Consider the following 17574-nt stretch of genomic DNA (forward strand, 5'->3'; position numbering starts at 1 on the left):
CCCGGGTACCTCATGCCGTGCCCAACGAACACGGCATGATCCGGCTAACGCAAGACAAACCTCAAGCCGCCTCGTTCGCGAGGCGGCTTTTGTTTTCGTGCATCACATCAGTTCAAGCACGCTTTCGCCGAACGCCTGCGGCCGCCCTTCGAAGCAGCGCTGCACCGCCTCCGTATCGATCAGGCGCTGCCGCAGCGCCCTGCGCTCGTCGTGCTGGTCGATCATGCGCACGGCCGCGGTGATATAAGCCTCGACACTGTCCGTCGTGGTCCACGACTGCATGCCCACGCGCTCGAACAACGCGCCGTCGATCCGCTCGAACACTTCCGGTCCGCGTTTGCATACGCCGGGCAAGCCGAGCGTCAATGCGTCGACGATACCGTTGGTGTTGCCAAACGGAAACGGGCTGAGGAACAGGTCGGATTGATTGACGCGCGCCAGATACGCGGGGTAGCCATGGAAGTCGTGAACAACGGCGCCCGGCACCGCTCGCGCGATGACGTCGCGCAGACGGTCGAACGGCAGACCTGACGGCACACCGCTCATGAAGTGAAACTCAACGGATGTCGCGGCACGCTCGCCGATTGCGCGGCATGCATCGAGAAAACCAGGATTGAGTTTCATCGCGCTGGCGGTGACGACGATCTGCAGCGTCTCACGCGGCGGCGGAATCTGCGCGACGATGTCAGGCAGCGCGACGGACGGGCGATAGGGCTGGCCGTCTTTCGGCAGCTTCATCAGTCGTTCGCTGAAGCAGGCTGGGTCGCCGACATAATCTTCTTCGACGCTGATGTAGTCGATCTTGTCGGAGTGCGTGGTGGCGGGATGGCCGAGCGCTGCGATCTGCAGCGGCGCGACGCGCAGGTTGGACATGAACACCGTCAGCACGAACATGCCGACGCTCGGCATGTACAGCACGTCCGGCTGTTCGGCCTCAGCAAAATCGCGAATTGTCTTCAGGCACTCGCCGATATAGTCCGGCTGCTCGAGTTCGATGAAGCGGTCGAAGACGTTCCGCCCCATTTCGTCGAGCGCGTAACCGAAGCCGAAGCCCACCACTTCGAAATGTTCGCGCGCGGCTTCGAGCGTACGCGAATGCGTGCGGTAGATCGAATGGGCGCCGCTGAACCACTCGAGCACGACCATCATCAAGGGCTTTTTGCCGCGCCGCGGTTTGCCTTTGGCAGGCGCGCGCTTTGGCGCGGGCAGGTCGGTCAGGCCGAATTGCGCGAGCTTGCGGCGCACCAGCACATTGATGTCCTGCTTGATCGCATGCCGCCGCGGCGTATCGGCATAGCTGCAGAACATATAGGCGTTGTGCAGCACGGCCGTGGGCAGATCGTCGAGGTCGTCGATTTTCTGCAGCTTGCCGGGCAGCCACTCCAGCAGCGCCTCACGCTTGAGATGCGCGCTTGGCGAGCCCTTGAAGACCGGTGCCAGCAAAACGAGGGCGAGACAGGCCGCGATGGTTTTGTCGTACGCCCAGAGCGCGGCGAGGTCGACTTCAAGTTCGGACTCGGTCGAATAGAGCACGCATAGCTTCTCGATGAAGCTGTCGCCGGGCAAAAATTGTGTATCCGCCGGGCCGCGGGGATTCAGGTAGCGGATGACGTGGTCCGCATTGCCTAACGCCGTGGCCGAGAACAACTCGCCGATCCATTCGTGCAGCGTGAGAAACAATCTGAAGCACTCGGTGGGCGGTCGGAAATCCGGGTCGGCGAACAACGTAGACACCGCACTTGCCAGGCGCGTGCAGAAACGCTGGCGTTGCTCTTCGGCAGACAGGCCGGTCATGCCCGAAGCCTGGAAACTTGCGTCCAGCTCGCCGCGTTTCTGCTGAAGGAGTGCTAGCGCGGCGATAAGCTGGAGGGTGGCTTGTGTATGCTGCCGCGTGTAGACGAGTTGCTCGAAATGGTCGAGCGAAAAGGTGACTTCCATCGTTTGACTTTTGTTAGGTATGCAGGACTAACGATATCGAGATGACGTTAGCCGGAAACGACGATTATTGCAGTCAGGGCATATCAATCAGGGCATATCAAATTAGTCTGGGATGGGAATTTGGGAAATTTCCGTGTGGGAAAATCAGATAGACCTGTAGGTTTTCTTCTGTTTCGGCGCGGGAGTTTGATACTTGATAGGGGGAAGTCTGCTCAGGCGCTCCATCGAACCCGCCCAACGCTGCTGTCTTGCCCCAAGGCGGATCCCCGACATTGAGCACTCAGAACGCGTAATACGGACCCGGCCCGGCCGAGGTGGCGCGCGACGCGATCGCCGTATAGACCCGCCGTCCGAAAAAGAACGGCAGGCCCCAGCCGAAGCTGTTGCTGGCAATGCCGGCCAGATTGTCGAAGGCATTATTCGACGACGCGAACAGCGTGCGCGAATTGCCGATCGCAAACGACACCGAGTTCGACGCGCCATTGGTACCCACGATCGAGGCGCTCGCCGTTTGCGTCGAGCTCGGACAGTACCAGTAACCGCATTGCGGGAATTGGCTGCTGTTGAAGAACAGACCGTTCGAGCCGCTGTCCACGTAGCTCGTTGCATAAGTCTGGCCGGCGCTGCTGGTGACCACATACCCCGTCTGCGGATTCGCCTTGACCACACTTGCGCCGCCAAGCGTGTTGTTCGCCTGAGTGCCGATGCCGAAGATCAGCGAGCCTGAGACGCTGGCCGCGCCCGCGTCGGCGATTGCCGGCAGGTCGATCACCACGCCGTTGTTGTCGAGCGCGAATTGGCTGACTGGATTGGTGACCTGTTGCGCAAGCGCTTGCGTACTCGCGAGGCAGGCGCCGCTGGCGTCGCAGCTGTAATACCAACGGGGCAGAGCGGCATTGACACAACCGCTGCCGCAGTCCGCTGCGAACAGGCCGACGCCGAGAATGCCGTTGGCGCGCAGGGTCGCGACGGTCAGCATCGATGGGCCGGAGCCGGCGCAGTCGGTGGGCACATTGGGCAGCGTGGGGTCGGCGATCAGCTGGATGGGAATCGAGGCGGCCAGTTGGCCGGCCATCCGCACGTCCGCGTTACGCACCGCACCCCACGCATACCCGTCGCCGAATACCGCGCACTCGCCGGTCACGCCGCTGCCTGAACTCACCGCCGCGAGCGAGAGGCTGGCCGGCAGCGCGGACGCGAGAATCCGCAGGCCATGCGAGCCGGTGTCGACCTGAATATTGTTGATCGTCGCGCAGTTGCTGGTGCCGGGCTGGCAGACGGTGACGCTGGTCGTCAGCATGTTGCGCGTCAGACCCGGTGCGGTAGTCACGGCGATCGGCTGAACGTTCGGGGTGGTCGATTGCGGCACGGAGGTGGCCACGTTGGACGCGGTGCCCCCGGACGGCGCGCTGGCGCCTGACGGAGTGGCGGCAGTTGGACTGCTGGCCGGGCTGGGTGAGCCTGCCTGTGAAGAGCCGGTGGAGCCGCCACTGCCGCCGCCACCGCAACCGGCGAGCGCCACGCAGACGAGAAGCAGGACACGGAGATGAGAAGAGATAGTCATGGTGTTGTCGGCGATCGATCGTCGATGCGTTTTCTTGATAGCGTGCGCGCGATGTCAGCGGAAATTCAGCGGAAATCGCTAGCCGTGACGCCGGGCGGCAGGGCCGCGGGTAGCCACGCGCGGCCCACATAGCCGCGCATCGGGCCGCCGGATTCCACGATCACGTCCGGACGAACCACCCGCGAGGCGTGCAGATTGCCGTCCGGCGCCGACGCGGCGGCGCCTGTCCGGTAGGAGTCGGCGTACTTCCCCAGCAGCGCGCGCAGATCCGGCATGGTCGGGCCCTGCCACGTGTACGCGATGATCTGGCCGGTATTGGTCGCGTATTCGTTGATGGTGGTATTGCCCGCATCGGTCAGCGTGCGCAGGCGTAAGGCGCCGTTCAGCAGGGTTTGGGGCGCCGCGAGCGTCGAATCCGCCTGGCTGGGCATCGTGCCGCCCAATTCGGCATGTGCGTCGGGGCTGGCACACAGCACGGCAGCCATGATAGCTGCGACGGCAATGGCCGGTGAAAAACAAGGATTTGGCATGGCAACCTGTCTCGCTGTTGGAACTCTAGAGCTTTATTGAGATGTCCAATTCAAGATAACACTCGGGTTTCCTAATCGTTGTCAGGAGCGGCGCGCGGCGCTTCAGGCAATCTCGAAAATAGCGTGTGACGAGGGTGGAAAGTGTCTTTTAAAACAAGGATCTGACAATGAGGTGGGGCAGGCCTGACGGACGCTTAGGAAATGTTGTGAAGTGTTAAATTTGCCGCTGAGGGAGATGATTGCTGACGTGAAGCGAGGCGCTTTTCTGCCAAGGGAAGCTCGCGCCGTGCAGCGATTTATCGGGATCCAGGCCCTTCGCCGCGGCTCGTGTTTTGCCCGCCACGCGCTGCTCAATTCATGGGCAAACCCCGGTTTTTGCACATGTCTCGCCGGGATCGGTAAAATGTTGGGTTGATCCACGGAAACTTGCCGTGGCGTAGCGGAAGGATTCCCCGAACATGACTGATCTTCGTCTTACCAAGCGGTTTGCAGTAATGCTGATGGCAGGCGGTCTGGTCGCCGGCTGCGGCACCTCGTCGCCGACCCAAATCAACTACAAAAGCGACTCGAAATCCAAGCAAGTGTCACTTGCCGTACCGCCGAACATGATCGACGAGACGGCCGATCAGCGTTCGTTGCCCCCGCAAGGCGGCGAAACCTCGCTGTCCACGCTCAAGCAGGTCCAGGCGCAAGCACCGGCCGCCAACACCCTGACGGTGGTGCCGCAGGTGACCGGCATGCACATCCAGCGCGACGGTACGGAAAGCTGGCTCGTGATCGACAACAAGGCGCCCGACCAGGCATGGGCGCAAATCCGCCGCTTCTGGCAGGAGCAGGGCTTCCTGCTGGTGGTCGACCAGCGCGACAAGGGCGTGATGGAAACGGACTGGAACGAAACGCACGCCCAGATCAACGACGGCCTGATCCGCGACACGCTGTCCAAGGCAATGGGCAACAGCTATGTGAGTTCCGAGCGCAACAAGTACCGTACGCGTCTCGAAACGGCACCGAGCGGCGGCACCTATGTGTTCATCAGCCAGAAGGGCATGCGTGAGGCGATCACCGGCACGAACAACGAATCGACCAAGTGGGAACCCAAGCCGAACGATCCGGGTCTCGAACAGGAATACCTGAAGCGGTTGATGGCAGCGCTGGCGCTGGCCGATTCGCGCACGAAGTCGGGCGATACGGCCAGCGCCGAGCTCTCGCCGGCGGGTGCGCAAACGGCGCCGAACGCGGCTACGGCGGGTGCGAAGTCGGCGGCTGCGGCCACGGCGGCGCAAAATGTCGCGCTGTCGGCGCAAGCGCCGATGCCGGATGACTCGGCGAACAGCACGTCGGCACAGGCCTCCTCCACCGAACTGACGCTCGGCGAGCCGTATGACCGTGCGTGGCTGCGCGTGGGCCTCGCGCTCGACCGCAGCAACTTCACCGTCGACGATCGGGATGCGAGCCGCGGTTTGTACTTCGTGCGCTATGTCGATCCGAAGGATATGACGTCGGCGGAGCAGGGCTTCTGGAGCCAGGTGTTCCACGGCAAGAAGGAAAAGGTCGCCAAACAGTATCTCGTGAACGTCCGCGCGGTCACGCCTGACCAGACCCGTGTTGCCGTGGTCGACGACAAGGGCGCTATCGATCAGAGCCCGCAGGCCAAGCAGATCATGGGTCTGATGGTCGACCAGTTGCACTGAACGAAGGTGTAGCAAGCAGCGAACGCTGTCTGAAAACCCGCCCGGAGCGCAGCCCGGGCGGGTTTTTTTATGTCCACGTTTTATCCCCCGCACCGCAAGCGGTTAGACCGCCGTCATGGCGCGCACGCGTCTTGCTTTCCGTCTGAAACACCGGTATGAACCGGCGCTCAACGGGAGATGGCTATGTTCGACGTGATTCCTTACTGGATGTGGGCCGCGAGCTTGCTCGTCCTGGCGCTCGTATGCGGCGCGGCTCTCGCGCCGCGCGAGACGCGGTGGCCAACGGGTCTGCGAGTCAGGCATACGGCTTCGCAACGCACGAAATGGCCGGTGCCGTGATGTTCGACTCGCTTCAAACGCATGAAGCGGAACGCGCGGCCGCCCCTGTGCGGCCGCATGTAACGTGACGTTACCCCGGTGACGTAACTCGCAACACCCCTTCCGCGAACCCTGTCAACATCCCTTCGTCGCAAAAAATGACAATAAAAATCAATAGCTTGCGATCAATTTCTTGTGAATTTCTATAGCTGGCACGCAAGCTGCTTTTAAAGGCTCATGGGGCCGGATTCGTAACATCCGACGTGAGTTTGCGGCGAGTTTCCGATCGGCGATTCCCAGACCATTTCAGCACCGGCGAACGAACCGGTGCTTAGCCCGATGATGGCCTGCGCGCGTGGCGCGCGGCCTCGGTGGCCCCGTCGCCTATCCTCGTAGGGCGACGGTTTCGCCCGCACTCCAAAGGAGTGCGGGCTATTTTTTTGGGTGCTCGGAACGTATCGCGCGAGGCGGTTTTCAGGTGTCGGCGCGGCGCGGTCCGACCCACGGCAGGCGTTTGACCACGCCGGTGGCAAGTGCGGTGCCGACGAGAATCACGCCGCAGCCTTCCAGCATGCCGGGCGACACGGTTTCGCCGAGAAACAACGCACCCCACAGAATGCCGAAGATCGGAATCACGAAGGTCACCGTAATTGCGCGTGCCGGCCCGACCACCGCGATCAGATGGAAGAACAGCATATAGGCGACGCCGGTACACGCAACACCCAGCGCGATGACCGCGCCCCACGCGTGCAGCGAGATCGGCGCAGCCGGCCAGTAGATTGCGGCGAGCGGCAGCAGCACGATGGTGGCGCCGGTCATTGTGCCGGTCGCGACGGTCAAGGCGTCGACGCCGGTCAGGTGGCGCTTCGCGTAATTGGCTGCGATGCCGTAAAGCAGCGTGGCGCCGAGCGCGGCGGCCGCCGCGAGCGCGGTGCTCAACGGCGTGGCGGCCGCGCCGTTCGGGGCGGCGATCTGATCCCACACCAGCATCAGGACTCCGAGGAAGCCGATTACGAGACCGACTGTGCGCAGGGCGCTCAGGCGGTCGCGCAGCCATAGAAAGCCGACGAGTGCGCCCCACAGCGGCGTGGTCGCGTTGATCACAGACGTCACGCCCGCCGACAGCGTCAGCTCGGCATACGCGAACAGGCAGAACGGCGCCGCCGAATTCAGAATGCCGACCACCAGTAGCGGAAAGGCGCGCGTGCGCAGGATCGTCGCGGACTGGCGCAGCGGCCGCCGCGCGACTAGCACGACCGCAAGGAAGAGCGCGCCGATGCCGACACGCAACGCCATCAGCGGCGCAACGCCGAAGTCGGCCACGCCGACGCGGATAAATAGAAACGAGGCGCCCCATAGGGCGGCCAAGATCAGCAACTGCAACAGGTTTTTGGCATTCATTGTCGTGGCGCCGCGCGCGGTTGAGTCGAGACGCATGCCCATCCTAGCAGCGTGATCGCGCGAAACGTTTCAGTTTGGAGTGAAACGGCAAGATTCGGGAGATGAAGGGCGTCCGACTGTCGTCATCGTAAGCGCAGTCGAGCTGGCTGCAAAACGAGCAATTCTCACGCTGATGTGAGAGAAATTGCGATGAGACTTGCGTGTCGACAAAACGGTTGCTGGCCCGGCGGGGTACGCGCCCATAGAGTGTGAATTATTTTGCGGCAGCGCACCAGCCGTGGCGCCTTTGACAGCAACACCTCAGTGCGGAATCATCCCTTGCAGGAAGTTCTGTTGCACCCACACCAGCACGCCGAGGATCACCGTCAACAGAATCGAATGCTTGAAGGTCTTGGCGAACACCACGCCTTCCTTGCCTTTGAGGTCGGTCGTCGCCACGCCGGTTGAGATGTTTTGCGGCGAGATCATCTTGCCCATCACGCCGCCCGACGAATTGGTCGCCGCCATCAGGATCGGGTTCAGGTTCAGCTGATGGGCCGCCACCACCTGCAGGTTGCCAAACAGCGCGTTGCCCGAGGTGTCGCTGCCGGACAGGAACACCGCGACCCAGCCGAGGAACGCCGACACCAGCGGAAAGAACGGTCCGACCGACGCGACGCCGAGCCCGAGCGTGTAGGTGAGCCCCGAGTAGTTCATCAGATAGGCGAGCGCGACGATGGTGGCCACCGTCAGAATGGCGATGCGCGTCTGGACCCACGTGTCGACGATGGCCTTGCCAAATTCGCTGATCCCCAGACCCGTCACGAGCGACGTGATGATGGCGGCCACCAGAATCGCCGTGCCGGTGGCAAGCGGTTGGAAGTCCCACACTGCGCCGTACGGCGTGTTGTACAGAGTGATGAACACAGCCTTGTCGAGGCCCGGCCACGGCAGCTTGACGTCGCCGATCACGAAGATTTTGGCGACGGTCCAGATGATCACCACCGCCGAGACGATGATCCATGGATACCAGCCCTGGCCGCCGCTGATCTTGCCGCGCACCTCGCCCACGCGATCGATGTTGATCGCGAACTTTGGATCGGCGGCGGGCTTCCATACACGCAGGAACGCGATCGTCAGAATCAGCGAGACCAGCGACGACAACACGTCGGTCAAGCTGTAATTGACGTAATTCGCCGTCACGAACTGAGTCAGCGAGAAGCTTGCGCCCGACACCAGCAGTACCGGCCACACGCGCAGCATGTTGCGAAAGCCCGCATACACGCCGATTACATAGAACGGCAGCAGCAAGGCGAAAAACGGCAACTGCCGTCCGACCATCTTGGCGAGCGAGTCGGCCGGCAGGTGCGTGACCGCGCCGAGTACCGTGATCGGCACGCCCAGCGCGCCGAACGCGACCGGCGCGGTATTGAAGATCAGCGTAAAGGTGAGCGCTTCGAGCGTGGGGAAACCGAGCAGGATTAACAGCGAACTGGTGATCGCGACTGGCGTGCCGAAGCCGGAAATCCCTTCGAATAGCGCGCCAAAAGAAAAACCGATCACGACCAGCACGACGCGGCGGTCGTTCGGCAGGTTATCGATCATCCACATGCGGAAGGCCGCGAAGCGACCCGAGCGCTGCGAGATGTTGTAGAGCAGGAGCGCGGTGAACACGATCCACATCACCGGCCAGCAGGCGAACACCGCGCCGTTGGCGACCGAAGCGGCCGCGAGTCCGACCGGGAACTGCCAGACGAAGATCGCCACGATCAGCCCGACGATCAGCCCCGCGAGCGACGCTTGCCAGGCAGGCCGGCGCGCCCAGCCGAGTAACAGCAACACGACAATGATCGGTAAGGCGGCGACGAAAAACGACAGCAATAGCGAGTTGCCGACGGGAGTTAGCAGTTGGTGAAACATCACGTCTCCTTCGTTGTTGTTTGATTCGACGCGGGACCACGCACTACGGGGCGCGTCGTTCTGGCAGGACGGATGGGCGTCGGCGGCGCGTCGAAGACGTGCCGGGCCGCTTATTTAAACAAGTACTGCGTGTGGCTTTCCCAAGCATAGGGCCAGATTGGGGCGCGTCAAGAAGGGAAAGTACGGGCGAAGGAGACAAGGGCACGCCGCGTCTTGAGTGCCGAAATCGTCGCGGCATGACGAGCGTGAGGGCAGTCCGGCGCGGCATGGTGGGTGCTGGCGGGCATGCCGATTCTCGGGCAACACGCGGGGTGCGCACGTTGTGCGGCATAAGTCGGCCCAGTGCCCGGCATCTGCGGGCACTGGATCGTCAAAGCAGGTCAGCGAGATTCAGTTGTGAGACTCAGTGCCAGTGACCGTGGCCTCCCCAGCCGCCATGGCCGCCATGGCCGCCGCCCCAATAGCCGCCAAAACCGAAGCCGATCGAGACCGACGGGCCGTACCAGCCGGGATACCCGTAATAAGCCGGATACACAGGCGGCGGATAGTAGACGGGATAGGCGGGAGCAACGTAGACGGGCGGGGGAGCCGCAACTGCATAAGTGGGCGGGTACGGCTGGGTGTTCTGGGCCCGCTGCGCTGAAGATTGCTGTTGTGCCTGCTGCGCTGCCTGCGAATCGGGCGGTCCGACCTGCATGTCCTGTTGCGTCGCGCCCGCGGGGACCGTGGCGTAATACGGATAGTAGCCGCCAGGATAGTAACCGTAGGGGTAATAGCAACCGGACAACGTCAACACGCAGACTGCGCCGGCGAGCGCAAGCCCCGTGTGTGAAATGCGTGGGAAGCGGTGCGGCAGCCGCTGGCTGATCGTGCTAGCCGTGTTGATGACGCGGGACTTCATGACGCGCTCCTGTTTGAATCGGACGCCGCCATTGGGGCGTAATGGCTTGAGCTTACGCCCCCGTCGCGCCGGCAGGATTGCAAAACCGTAACGGCTTATTTCACGTCATTGCAAAGCATTTTGTGGTCGCTAGCACTTACTTGCCGACCTGATTGCCGACGATGCCGCCTGCCGCCGCACCACCGAGCGTCGACAGTGCATTGCCGCCGAGCAGTGCGCCTGCGGCGCCGCCCACACCCGCGCCGATTGCCGTATCGCGTTGCCGCGTGGTCATGCCGTCACACGCGGAAAGACTGGCGACAACCGCGACGATCGCCGCGAGCGCACCTAGTTGACGAATCGATTTCATGATGCTGACTCCGTTCATTGTGTCTGGAAATGGTTGTGTGGAAATGGACAGGTCACCCCCGTCCTTACATTTGATCTTATCGCCGCAGCCCGTATCCAGATGTGTGCGCTTGTCAGCAAACTGTCGGTTTCGTAATCAAATGTTTCCCTTCAGCCAGCATGAGTCAGCATGTGGCGTGCCCGCCCGCGCAGAAACGCAAAAGCCCGCCAGTGGCGGGCTTCGATGCTGCAATACCGTGATGCAGAAGGCTCGAACAGCGGGCGCTTATTCATGCGCCCGCGTTTGCGACCCTTATTGCCGCTGATAAATCTCAGCGCCCTTCTTCATGAATTCGATCGACTTCACTTCCATGCCTTTCTTCAGCGCTTCGTCGTCGGAGACGCCTTGTTGGGCGGCGAATTCGCGCACGTCCTGGGTGATCTTCATCGAGCAGAAGTGCGGGCCGCACATCGAACAGAAGTGCGCGACCTTAGCCGAATCCTTCGGCAGCGTTTCGTCGTGGAATTCGCGTGCCTTGTCCGGGTCGAGACCGAGATTGAACTGGTCTTCCCAACGGAATTCGAAACGCGCCTTCGACAACGCATTGTCACGCACCTGCGCGCCCGGGTGACCCTTCGCCAGATCGGCGGCGTGCGCGGCGAGCTTGTACGTGATGATGCCGGTCTTGACGTCGTCCTTGTTCGGCAGCCCAAGGTGTTCCTTCGGCGTGACGTAGCAGAGCATCGCCGTGCCGAACCAGCCGATCATCGCAGCGCCGATGCCCGACGTGATGTGGTCGTAGCCCGGAGCGATATCGGTCGTCAACGGTCCCAGCGTGTAGAACGGTGCTTCGTCACACCATTCCAGTTGCAGGTCCATGTTTTCCTTGATCAGCTGCATCGGCACGTGGCCCGGGCCTTCGATCATCGTCTGCACATCGTGCTTCCACGCGATCTGCGTGAGTTCGCCGAGCGTCTTCAATTCGCCGAGTTGCGCTTCGTCGTTCGCATCGTAGATCGAGCCGGGACGCAGGCCGTCGCCGAGCGAGAAGGCCACGTCATACGCCTTCATGATTTCGCAGATGTCTTCGAAGTGCTCGTACAGGAAGCTTTCCTTGTGGTGAGCCAGACACCACTTCGCCATGATCGAGCCGCCGCGCGAGACGATACCCGTCATGCGCTTGGCCGTCAGCGGCACGTATTGCAGACGCACGCCCGCGTGAATCGTGAAGTAGTCGACGCCTTGTTCGGCCTGTTCGATCAGCGTGTCGCGGAAGATTTCCCACGTCAGGTCTTCAGCCTTGCCGTTGACCTTTTCGAGCGCCTGATAGATCGGCACCGTGCCGATCGGCACCGGGCTGTTGCGGATGATCCACTCGCGCGTTTCGTGAATGTGCTTGCCGGTGGACAGATCCATCACCGTGTCGCCGCCCCAGCGGATCGCCCACGTCATCTTGTCGACTTCTTCGCCGATGGAGGAGGTCACCGCCGAGTTGCCGATGTTCGCATTCACCTTCACGAGGAAGTTACGGCCGATGATCATCGGCTCGCTTTCCGGGTGGTTGATGTTGTTCGGGATGATCGCGCGGCCGCGGGCGATTTCTTCGCGCACGAATTCCGCAGTGATTTCCTTCAGGCCGTCGGGACCGAATGCGCTCGCACCGAACGCCTGGCCCGGGTGCTGGCGGCCCATCATCGCGGCGAGTTTTTCGCCGTTCGGGCCGCTCGTCTTCAGGCTTTCCAGATACGCGGCGCGCTGCTGGTTCTCGCGAATCGCGATGTATTCCATTTCCGGCGTGATGATGCCGCGACGCGCGTAGTGCATCTGCGAGACGTTCTTGCCGGCGACGGCGCGGCGCGGCGTGCGGTGCAGGCCTTGGAAGCGCAGATCGGCGGTCGCGGTATCGGCGGCGCGTTCGCGGCTGAAGTCGCTCGACAGGCCCGTCAGCGCTTCGGTGTCGCCGCGATCTTCGATCCAGGCTTGACGCAGCGCGGGCAGACCGGCGCGGATGTCGATTTTGGCTTCCGGATCGGAGTAGGGGCCCGACGTATCGTAGACGAAGACCGGCGGATTCTTCTCGCCACCGAAGCTATCCGGCGTATCGGCCTGAGAAATTTCGCGCATCGGCACGCGAATATCGGGGCGCGAGCCGGTCACGTAGACCTTGCGGGAATTCGGCAGCGGCGCGACAGCGGCGGCATCGACGTGGGCGTCGGCGGAAAGGAACTTCGGATTGGCGTTCATGCATATCTCCTGTGTCGCAATGTGGGGCCGCTAAGCAGGAGACCAGATGGAAGTTGTCGGATTCGCGAGAGATGAAACGGTAGACCAGGTGCGAAATCCGTACGCTTCCCTGCGCTGGCATTATCCAGATCAGGTTCAAAGGGTATTTCTCACCCACGCAACACGGACCTCCTACCTCCGTGCGACGCAGGACCCCCGCGTTAGCAGCGCACACGATACACCGCCCGGGCGGTGCTTGGCAACCCGTCTTGAAAAAGTCAGATATCGGAGATAACGCCGGTCAGCCACGCACTATTCTTATTGTGATAGGGCTGCCGGGGATGCTGCGGCGCAGCAGTGCTGCGTCGCGAATACGCTTCGCTTACAGCGTGAAATCGTCGGCAGCTTCGGGCTGGAACAGGATTTTTTCGAGCTTCAGCACTTTCTCCGTGCCGCTCGGCGGCGTGAAGCGGATGCGTTCGCCGCGTTTGGCGCCGAGCAGCGCAAGGCCGACCGGCGAAAACACGTTCAGGCGGCCCTGCGTGAAGTCCGCGTTGGGCGGATAGACCACCGTCCAGGTCATTTGCTCGCCGCTGGCTTCGTCGACCAGCGTGGCTTGCGAATTCATTGTGACGACGTTCGCGGGAATGTCGCGCGATTCGACGATCACGGCGCGTTCGAGGACGTCGTCGAGCATGTCTTGCAATTTGGCGTCGGCGCCGGGCGCGGCCGCGTGCTTTTCAAGACGGGCGACGTCGAGTTCGGTGAGGTAACAGGGTTTCGTCTTTTTCATGACGGGTTCTCCAATTCGATCTGCATTTAAGGGGACAGCGTGCGGATGAGATCGGCCCGGAGCCCGACGACGCGGCCCCGGCAATGGAAGGGACCTGCGTTAGATCGGGCGCCGGGCGGCGAGAAGCGGGAGCGTTCGGGACGGCTGGCCGGCGTGAGGCGTCGCGATGTCCGCGCGCGCGCAACCGGTTGCGCGACGGGGGCGCAAACGGGTGAGGGCACTGGAGAACGGAAAGCGCATCGGGGTAGCCGGCAGATAACGAAAGGTGTTGGGGTGAGCGCCGCAAAGAAAGCTTAATCGACGCAAACGAAAGGTGAATGTTAGCACGGTCGGCGCGTCTCTTTAATCGCCACCGGGAGATGCCGTCCACACGCGGTGCGGCGGGTCTCAACGGGTTTATACCGCACAGGGTCGTTCAAGGCCGCCGCGGCGCTGCCGTTATTCCGCCTGTAGGGGGGCGGCCGTTGTCCGGTCGAGCGACCAGCGGTGGGCGGCGCGTCAAGAGCGCGGTGCGATTTGAGACGGCTTGAGGAGATGTGCTGATGAAAACGGGAATAGGGCGGCTTGGGGCACTCAGCGCGGTAGCGGCGATGGCAGCGCTGGTTGCGGCGCCGATGCCGGCGATGGCCGCAAGCGGTGGAACGATCAGTTTTTCGGGGGCGATCGTGGCGCCGCAACTGACGATTTCGACGGCTCCAGTTCGGACCCGGGCCGGCGCACGTGTCGATGCTACCGGCGGGCGGCTCGCGCAGACGGGTTCGGCGGTCGCGCTGATCTTTAGCGCTGCGCCAGGCGTGGCTACGGGTGCCGATGTTGCACTTCAGGTGAACAACGGCGCAACGGCGCGTGATGGTGATGCGTTGGCTGAGCGTTTTGTCGATAGCAGTGGGCGTGTGTTTCGCGCCGCAAGCGATGGGCACTACCGGGTTGGCCGCGATGGCGGGGTGTTGTCGCTTGCACCGAAGCATGCCGCGCTGAATACCCGGGTGACGGTTGTCGTGAGTTACGACTGAGGCACCCTCCGCGAGGCGCTTTGGGGCAGTTCGCCCGCAAGCGTACAGGCACACCGCGCCCCGCGGGCATCAACAGGATGGAACGGTCGGGACCGTAGGCGGACATCCCAAACCAAAAATAAAAATCAGAACCGGCTGTCATAAGTGGTCTCGAGGTTCGACAAACGTGCAGATCCTGATGGAGCACGCCATGCAAACCGCACGAACCCGCCAAGCCAATCGGTATGTCGACGGCTATGTCACCCGCGCAATCGCGCTGGCCGTAGCGCTGACCACCCTCTCAGCCAGCGGCCTTGCAACCGCAGCCGGCGTCGTATGCGCGTCGCACAGCCCATCCCACCGCGTAGCGCTAGTGGAGCTCTACAGCAGCGAAGGCTGCAGCAGCTGCCCGCCAGCCGACAACTGGCTGAGCCAGTGGAAAAACAGCGGCACAACCCAAAGCATCGTGCCGTTGGCCCTGCACGTGGACTACTGGAATAGCCTCGGCTGGACCGACCGCTTCTCGCAGCATCGCTTTACCGAACGTCAGCAAACGCTCACTGACCTCGCCGGCGGCCACACTATCTACACGCCCGAGGTCTTCGTATCAGGCCGCGAACTGCGCAGCTGGTCGCAACGCGACAGCTTCCAGAGCCGCATCGGCAAGGTCGTCGCCGAACCGGCGCAGGCGAACGTGGCGCTTGAACTGAAACCTCAGACGAAGGGCGCCTTCAATGTCGATGCGCAATTCACCAGCAAGGCGGCAGACACAACTGGCCCATTGAATGCCTACGTCGCGGTCTACCAGAACGCGTTGAACTCGCAAGTCGGAGCCGGGGAAAACAGCGGCGCAACGCTGCATCACGAACGCGTCGTGCGGCAATGGATCGGCCCCGTGCCGCTCGTAGCCGGTAACGCGCAAATCCGCCGCGATATCCGCATCGACGATGCCGATGCCAACGCCCCGGCTGACCGCTTCGGCGTCGTCGCTTTTGTCGAAAACGCCGCGACCGGCGACGTGTTGCAAGTAGGCGAGCTGGCCGCCTGCAATTGATCGCGCGACGACCCCTCAGCGCGTCCCATTTCATCGGAGATTCTCATGGCAACGCCTCATGCTCTCAGTAAAACGGCTCCACCCGTCACGCCGAAGAGCGGCACGATTCACCCGGTGTGGGTGCGCGTCACGCATTGGCTCAACGCACTCGCGGCCATCGTGATGATGCTGTCCGGCTGGCGCATTTATGACGCGTCGCCGATCTTCAAAGGTTTTATGTTTCCCACGGCGATCACGCTCGGCGGCTGGCTCGGCGGCGCGCTGCAATGGCACTTCGCGGCGATGTGGCTGCTCGTCTTCAACGGCCTGCTGTATCTCGCGCTGAACTTGGCCAGCGGGCGCTTCGTGCGCAAGTTCCTGCCGGTCTCGCCGCGCGCCGTGCTGCACGACTTCATCGCCGCGCTGACAGGCAAGCTCTCGCACGCCGATCTGCGCGTCTACAACGCGGTGCAGAAATTCGCTTATCTGTTTGTCGTCTGCGATCTGATCGTGCTGGTGCTCTCGGGCCTCGCGATCTGGAAATCGGTGCAGTTTCCGCTGTTGCGCGAGTTGATGGGCGGCTACGACAACGCACGCATCGTCCACTTCTGCGCGATGTCGCTCATGGCTGCGTTCATCGCCGTGCACCTGGTGATGGTGGCCCTCGTGCCACGCTCGCTGCTGGCGATGTTGCGTGGACGCTAAGCGGCTGATTCACGGATACGCAAAGCTTAAGGACATCGAATCATGACCAGACCCGATACACAATCCGATCGAAAGCTCGCCCCTATGCCTGGCAATAAGCTCGACCGCGAATCAATCCTGATCGACGCGCGGCGCGAACTCGCGATGCCGTCGCGGCGCCTGTTCGGCAAGCGGCTTCTGACGCTCGGCGGCCTGTCGATGCTGACGGGCTGCTCGCTGACCGACAACGATTCGGTCAACGCATTCCTGACAGCAGTGTCACGCCTGAACGACCGCGCGCAGGCCGCGCTGTTCGACCCGAAGCAACTCGCGCCGACTTACACCGAAGCGCAGATCACGCGGCCATTCCCGTTCAACGCGTTCTACGGTATCGAGGACGTGCCCGATGTCGACGCCTCCGACTACAAGCTGAAAATCAGCGGCCTCGTCACCGGTCAGCGTGTCTGGACCTTGCCCGAGTTGTACGCGCTGCCGCATGCCGAGCAGATCACGCGGCATATCTGCGTGGAAGGGTGGAGCGCGATCGGCCGCTGGGGCGGCACGCCGTTTGCCGATTTTCTGCGGCGCATCGGCGCCGACACGAGCGCGAAGTACGTCGGCTTCAAATGCGCCGACGACTACTACGAAAGCATCGACATGCCGACCGCGCTGCATCCACAAACGCTGCTCACGTTTGAATACGACGGCGAACGTCTGCCCGCGAAATACGGCTTCCCGATGAAGCTGCGCATGCCGACCAAGCTTGGCTACAAGAACCCGAAGCACATCGTCGAGATGTTCGTCACCAACACGTTCCCCGGCGGCTATTGGGTCGACCAGGGCTACAACTGGTTCGGAGGCTCCTGACGCGCGCGGGTCGGCGCGTGCCAGGCCGTACGCGCGACCCCAGGCGGCAGAAGCTTCGGAAGTACCCCGGCATCAGTTAGAAGCCGGTTCAGATTCATCCATAACGAAACGGAGTCATCCCATGAAAAAGTTCGCAATCGCAGCAATGGCCGTCGCTCTCCTGACCAGCGGCGGCGCCGCGTTCGCTCAGGCAAGCGGCGCGATGTCCAACGAATCGATGCCGAAGGACACGATGTCGAAGGATTCGATGTCCAAGGACACCATGTCGAAGGACAGCATGAAGAAGGACACGATGAAGAAGGACACGATGAAAAAGGGCAGCGACGCGATGGGTATGAAGCACGAAGCGTCGGGCGCGATGGGCAACTAAGCGTTGCCGGCTATGCCGATCGCATAGCTAGAGCGCCGGTTT

Annotated in this window: 16 protein-coding genes and 1 riboswitch; of the genes, 7 read left to right on the top strand and 9 right to left on the bottom strand. The window is 62.4% G+C overall.

Annotated elements, in window-relative coordinates; translation table 11 throughout:
• Positions 1–102: 102 nt before the first annotated feature.
• The 3 genes from GNZ13_RS10180 to GNZ13_RS10190 all read right to left on the bottom strand — a co-directional run bounded on the left by GNZ13_RS10180 (position 103) and on the right by GNZ13_RS10190 (position 4032).
• Entirely contained in the window at positions 103–1938 is a 1836-nt protein-coding gene (locus GNZ13_RS10180; protein ID WP_172163067.1) for a glycosyl transferase family 1, read from the bottom strand.
• A gap of 280 nt (positions 1939–2218) precedes the next feature.
• The gene (locus GNZ13_RS10185) at positions 2219–3502 is read right to left on the bottom strand and encodes a DUF3443 domain-containing protein (protein ID WP_172163070.1); all 1284 of its coding nucleotides are present in this window, start codon (positions 3500–3502) and stop codon (positions 2219–2221) included.
• A 65-nt stretch (positions 3503–3567) separates the two neighbouring features.
• Positions 3568–4032, bottom strand: coding sequence for a DUF2844 domain-containing protein (locus tag GNZ13_RS10190; RefSeq protein WP_172163073.1), 465 nt, complete (start codon positions 4030–4032; stop codon positions 3568–3570).
• A gap of 458 nt (positions 4033–4490) precedes the next feature.
• On the opposite strand from GNZ13_RS10190, the gene bamC reads away from it, so the two are divergent.
• Positions 4491–5723: an outer membrane protein assembly factor BamC gene (gene bamC, locus GNZ13_RS10195; protein WP_172163076.1), complete on the top strand. Its 1233-nt coding sequence runs from the start codon at positions 4491–4493 to the stop codon at positions 5721–5723.
• A gap of 183 nt (positions 5724–5906) precedes the next feature.
• Positions 5907–6062, top strand: a complete 156-nt coding sequence (locus GNZ13_RS10200; RefSeq protein ID WP_172163079.1) for a hypothetical protein — start codon at positions 5907–5909, stop codon at positions 6060–6062.
• 453 nt (positions 6063–6515) lie between these two features.
• Here the strand turns inward: GNZ13_RS10200 and GNZ13_RS10205 are convergent, their stop codons facing one another.
• The 6 genes from GNZ13_RS10205 to GNZ13_RS10230 form a co-directional block, all read right to left on the bottom strand.
• Complete coding sequence (locus tag GNZ13_RS10205) at positions 6516–7442, bottom strand: DMT family transporter (RefSeq protein ID WP_236001921.1); 927 nt, start codon at positions 7440–7442, stop codon at positions 6516–6518.
• Positions 7443–7742: 300 nt separating this feature from the next.
• Positions 7743–9341, bottom strand: a complete 1599-nt coding sequence (locus GNZ13_RS10210; protein ID WP_172163085.1) for an L-lactate permease — start codon at positions 9339–9341, stop codon at positions 7743–7745.
• Between the two features lie 403 nt (positions 9342–9744).
• Positions 9745–10242, bottom strand: coding sequence for a hypothetical protein (locus GNZ13_RS10215; RefSeq protein WP_172163088.1), 498 nt, complete (start codon positions 10240–10242; stop codon positions 9745–9747).
• 136 nt (positions 10243–10378) lie between these two features.
• On the bottom strand, positions 10379–10591 hold the full coding sequence (locus GNZ13_RS10220) for a glycine zipper 2TM domain-containing protein (protein WP_172163091.1): 213 nt from the start codon (positions 10589–10591) through the stop codon (positions 10379–10381).
• A gap of 291 nt (positions 10592–10882) precedes the next feature.
• On the bottom strand, positions 10883–12814 hold the full coding sequence (thiC, locus tag GNZ13_RS10225; RefSeq protein ID WP_172163094.1) for a phosphomethylpyrimidine synthase ThiC: 1932 nt from the start codon (positions 12812–12814) through the stop codon (positions 10883–10885).
• A gap of 88 nt (positions 12815–12902) precedes the next feature.
• Positions 12903–13021: riboswitch (TPP riboswitch) on the bottom strand.
• Positions 13022–13175: 154 nt separating this feature from the next.
• Positions 13176–13586: a GreA/GreB family elongation factor gene (locus tag GNZ13_RS10230; RefSeq protein WP_172163098.1), complete on the bottom strand. Its 411-nt coding sequence runs from the start codon at positions 13584–13586 to the stop codon at positions 13176–13178.
• 542 nt (positions 13587–14128) lie between these two features.
• Between GNZ13_RS10230 and GNZ13_RS10235 the strand changes: the two genes are divergently transcribed.
• The 5 genes from GNZ13_RS10235 (at position 14129) to GNZ13_RS10255 (ending at position 17532) form a co-directional block, all read left to right on the top strand.
• The gene (locus GNZ13_RS10235) at positions 14129–14599 is read left to right on the top strand and encodes a hypothetical protein (protein ID WP_172163101.1); all 471 of its coding nucleotides are present in this window, start codon (positions 14129–14131) and stop codon (positions 14597–14599) included.
• Between the two features lie 190 nt (positions 14600–14789).
• Positions 14790–15632, top strand: a complete 843-nt coding sequence (locus GNZ13_RS10240; protein ID WP_172163103.1) for a DUF1223 domain-containing protein — start codon at positions 14790–14792, stop codon at positions 15630–15632.
• Between the two features lie 45 nt (positions 15633–15677).
• The gene (locus tag GNZ13_RS10245) at positions 15678–16316 is read left to right on the top strand and encodes a cytochrome b/b6 domain-containing protein (protein WP_172163105.1); all 639 of its coding nucleotides are present in this window, start codon (positions 15678–15680) and stop codon (positions 16314–16316) included.
• Positions 16317–16358: 42 nt separating this feature from the next.
• Positions 16359–17162: a molybdopterin-dependent oxidoreductase gene (locus GNZ13_RS10250; RefSeq protein WP_236001922.1), complete on the top strand. Its 804-nt coding sequence runs from the start codon at positions 16359–16361 to the stop codon at positions 17160–17162.
• A 121-nt stretch (positions 17163–17283) separates the two neighbouring features.
• Positions 17284–17532, top strand: coding sequence for a pentapeptide MXKDX repeat protein (locus GNZ13_RS10255; RefSeq protein WP_172163107.1), 249 nt, complete (start codon positions 17284–17286; stop codon positions 17530–17532).
• Positions 17533–17574 lie beyond the last annotated feature (42 nt).

This window comes from Paraburkholderia elongata (assembly GCF_013177735.1).
GTDB classification, from domain to species: domain Bacteria; phylum Pseudomonadota; class Gammaproteobacteria; order Burkholderiales; family Burkholderiaceae; genus Paraburkholderia; species Paraburkholderia elongata.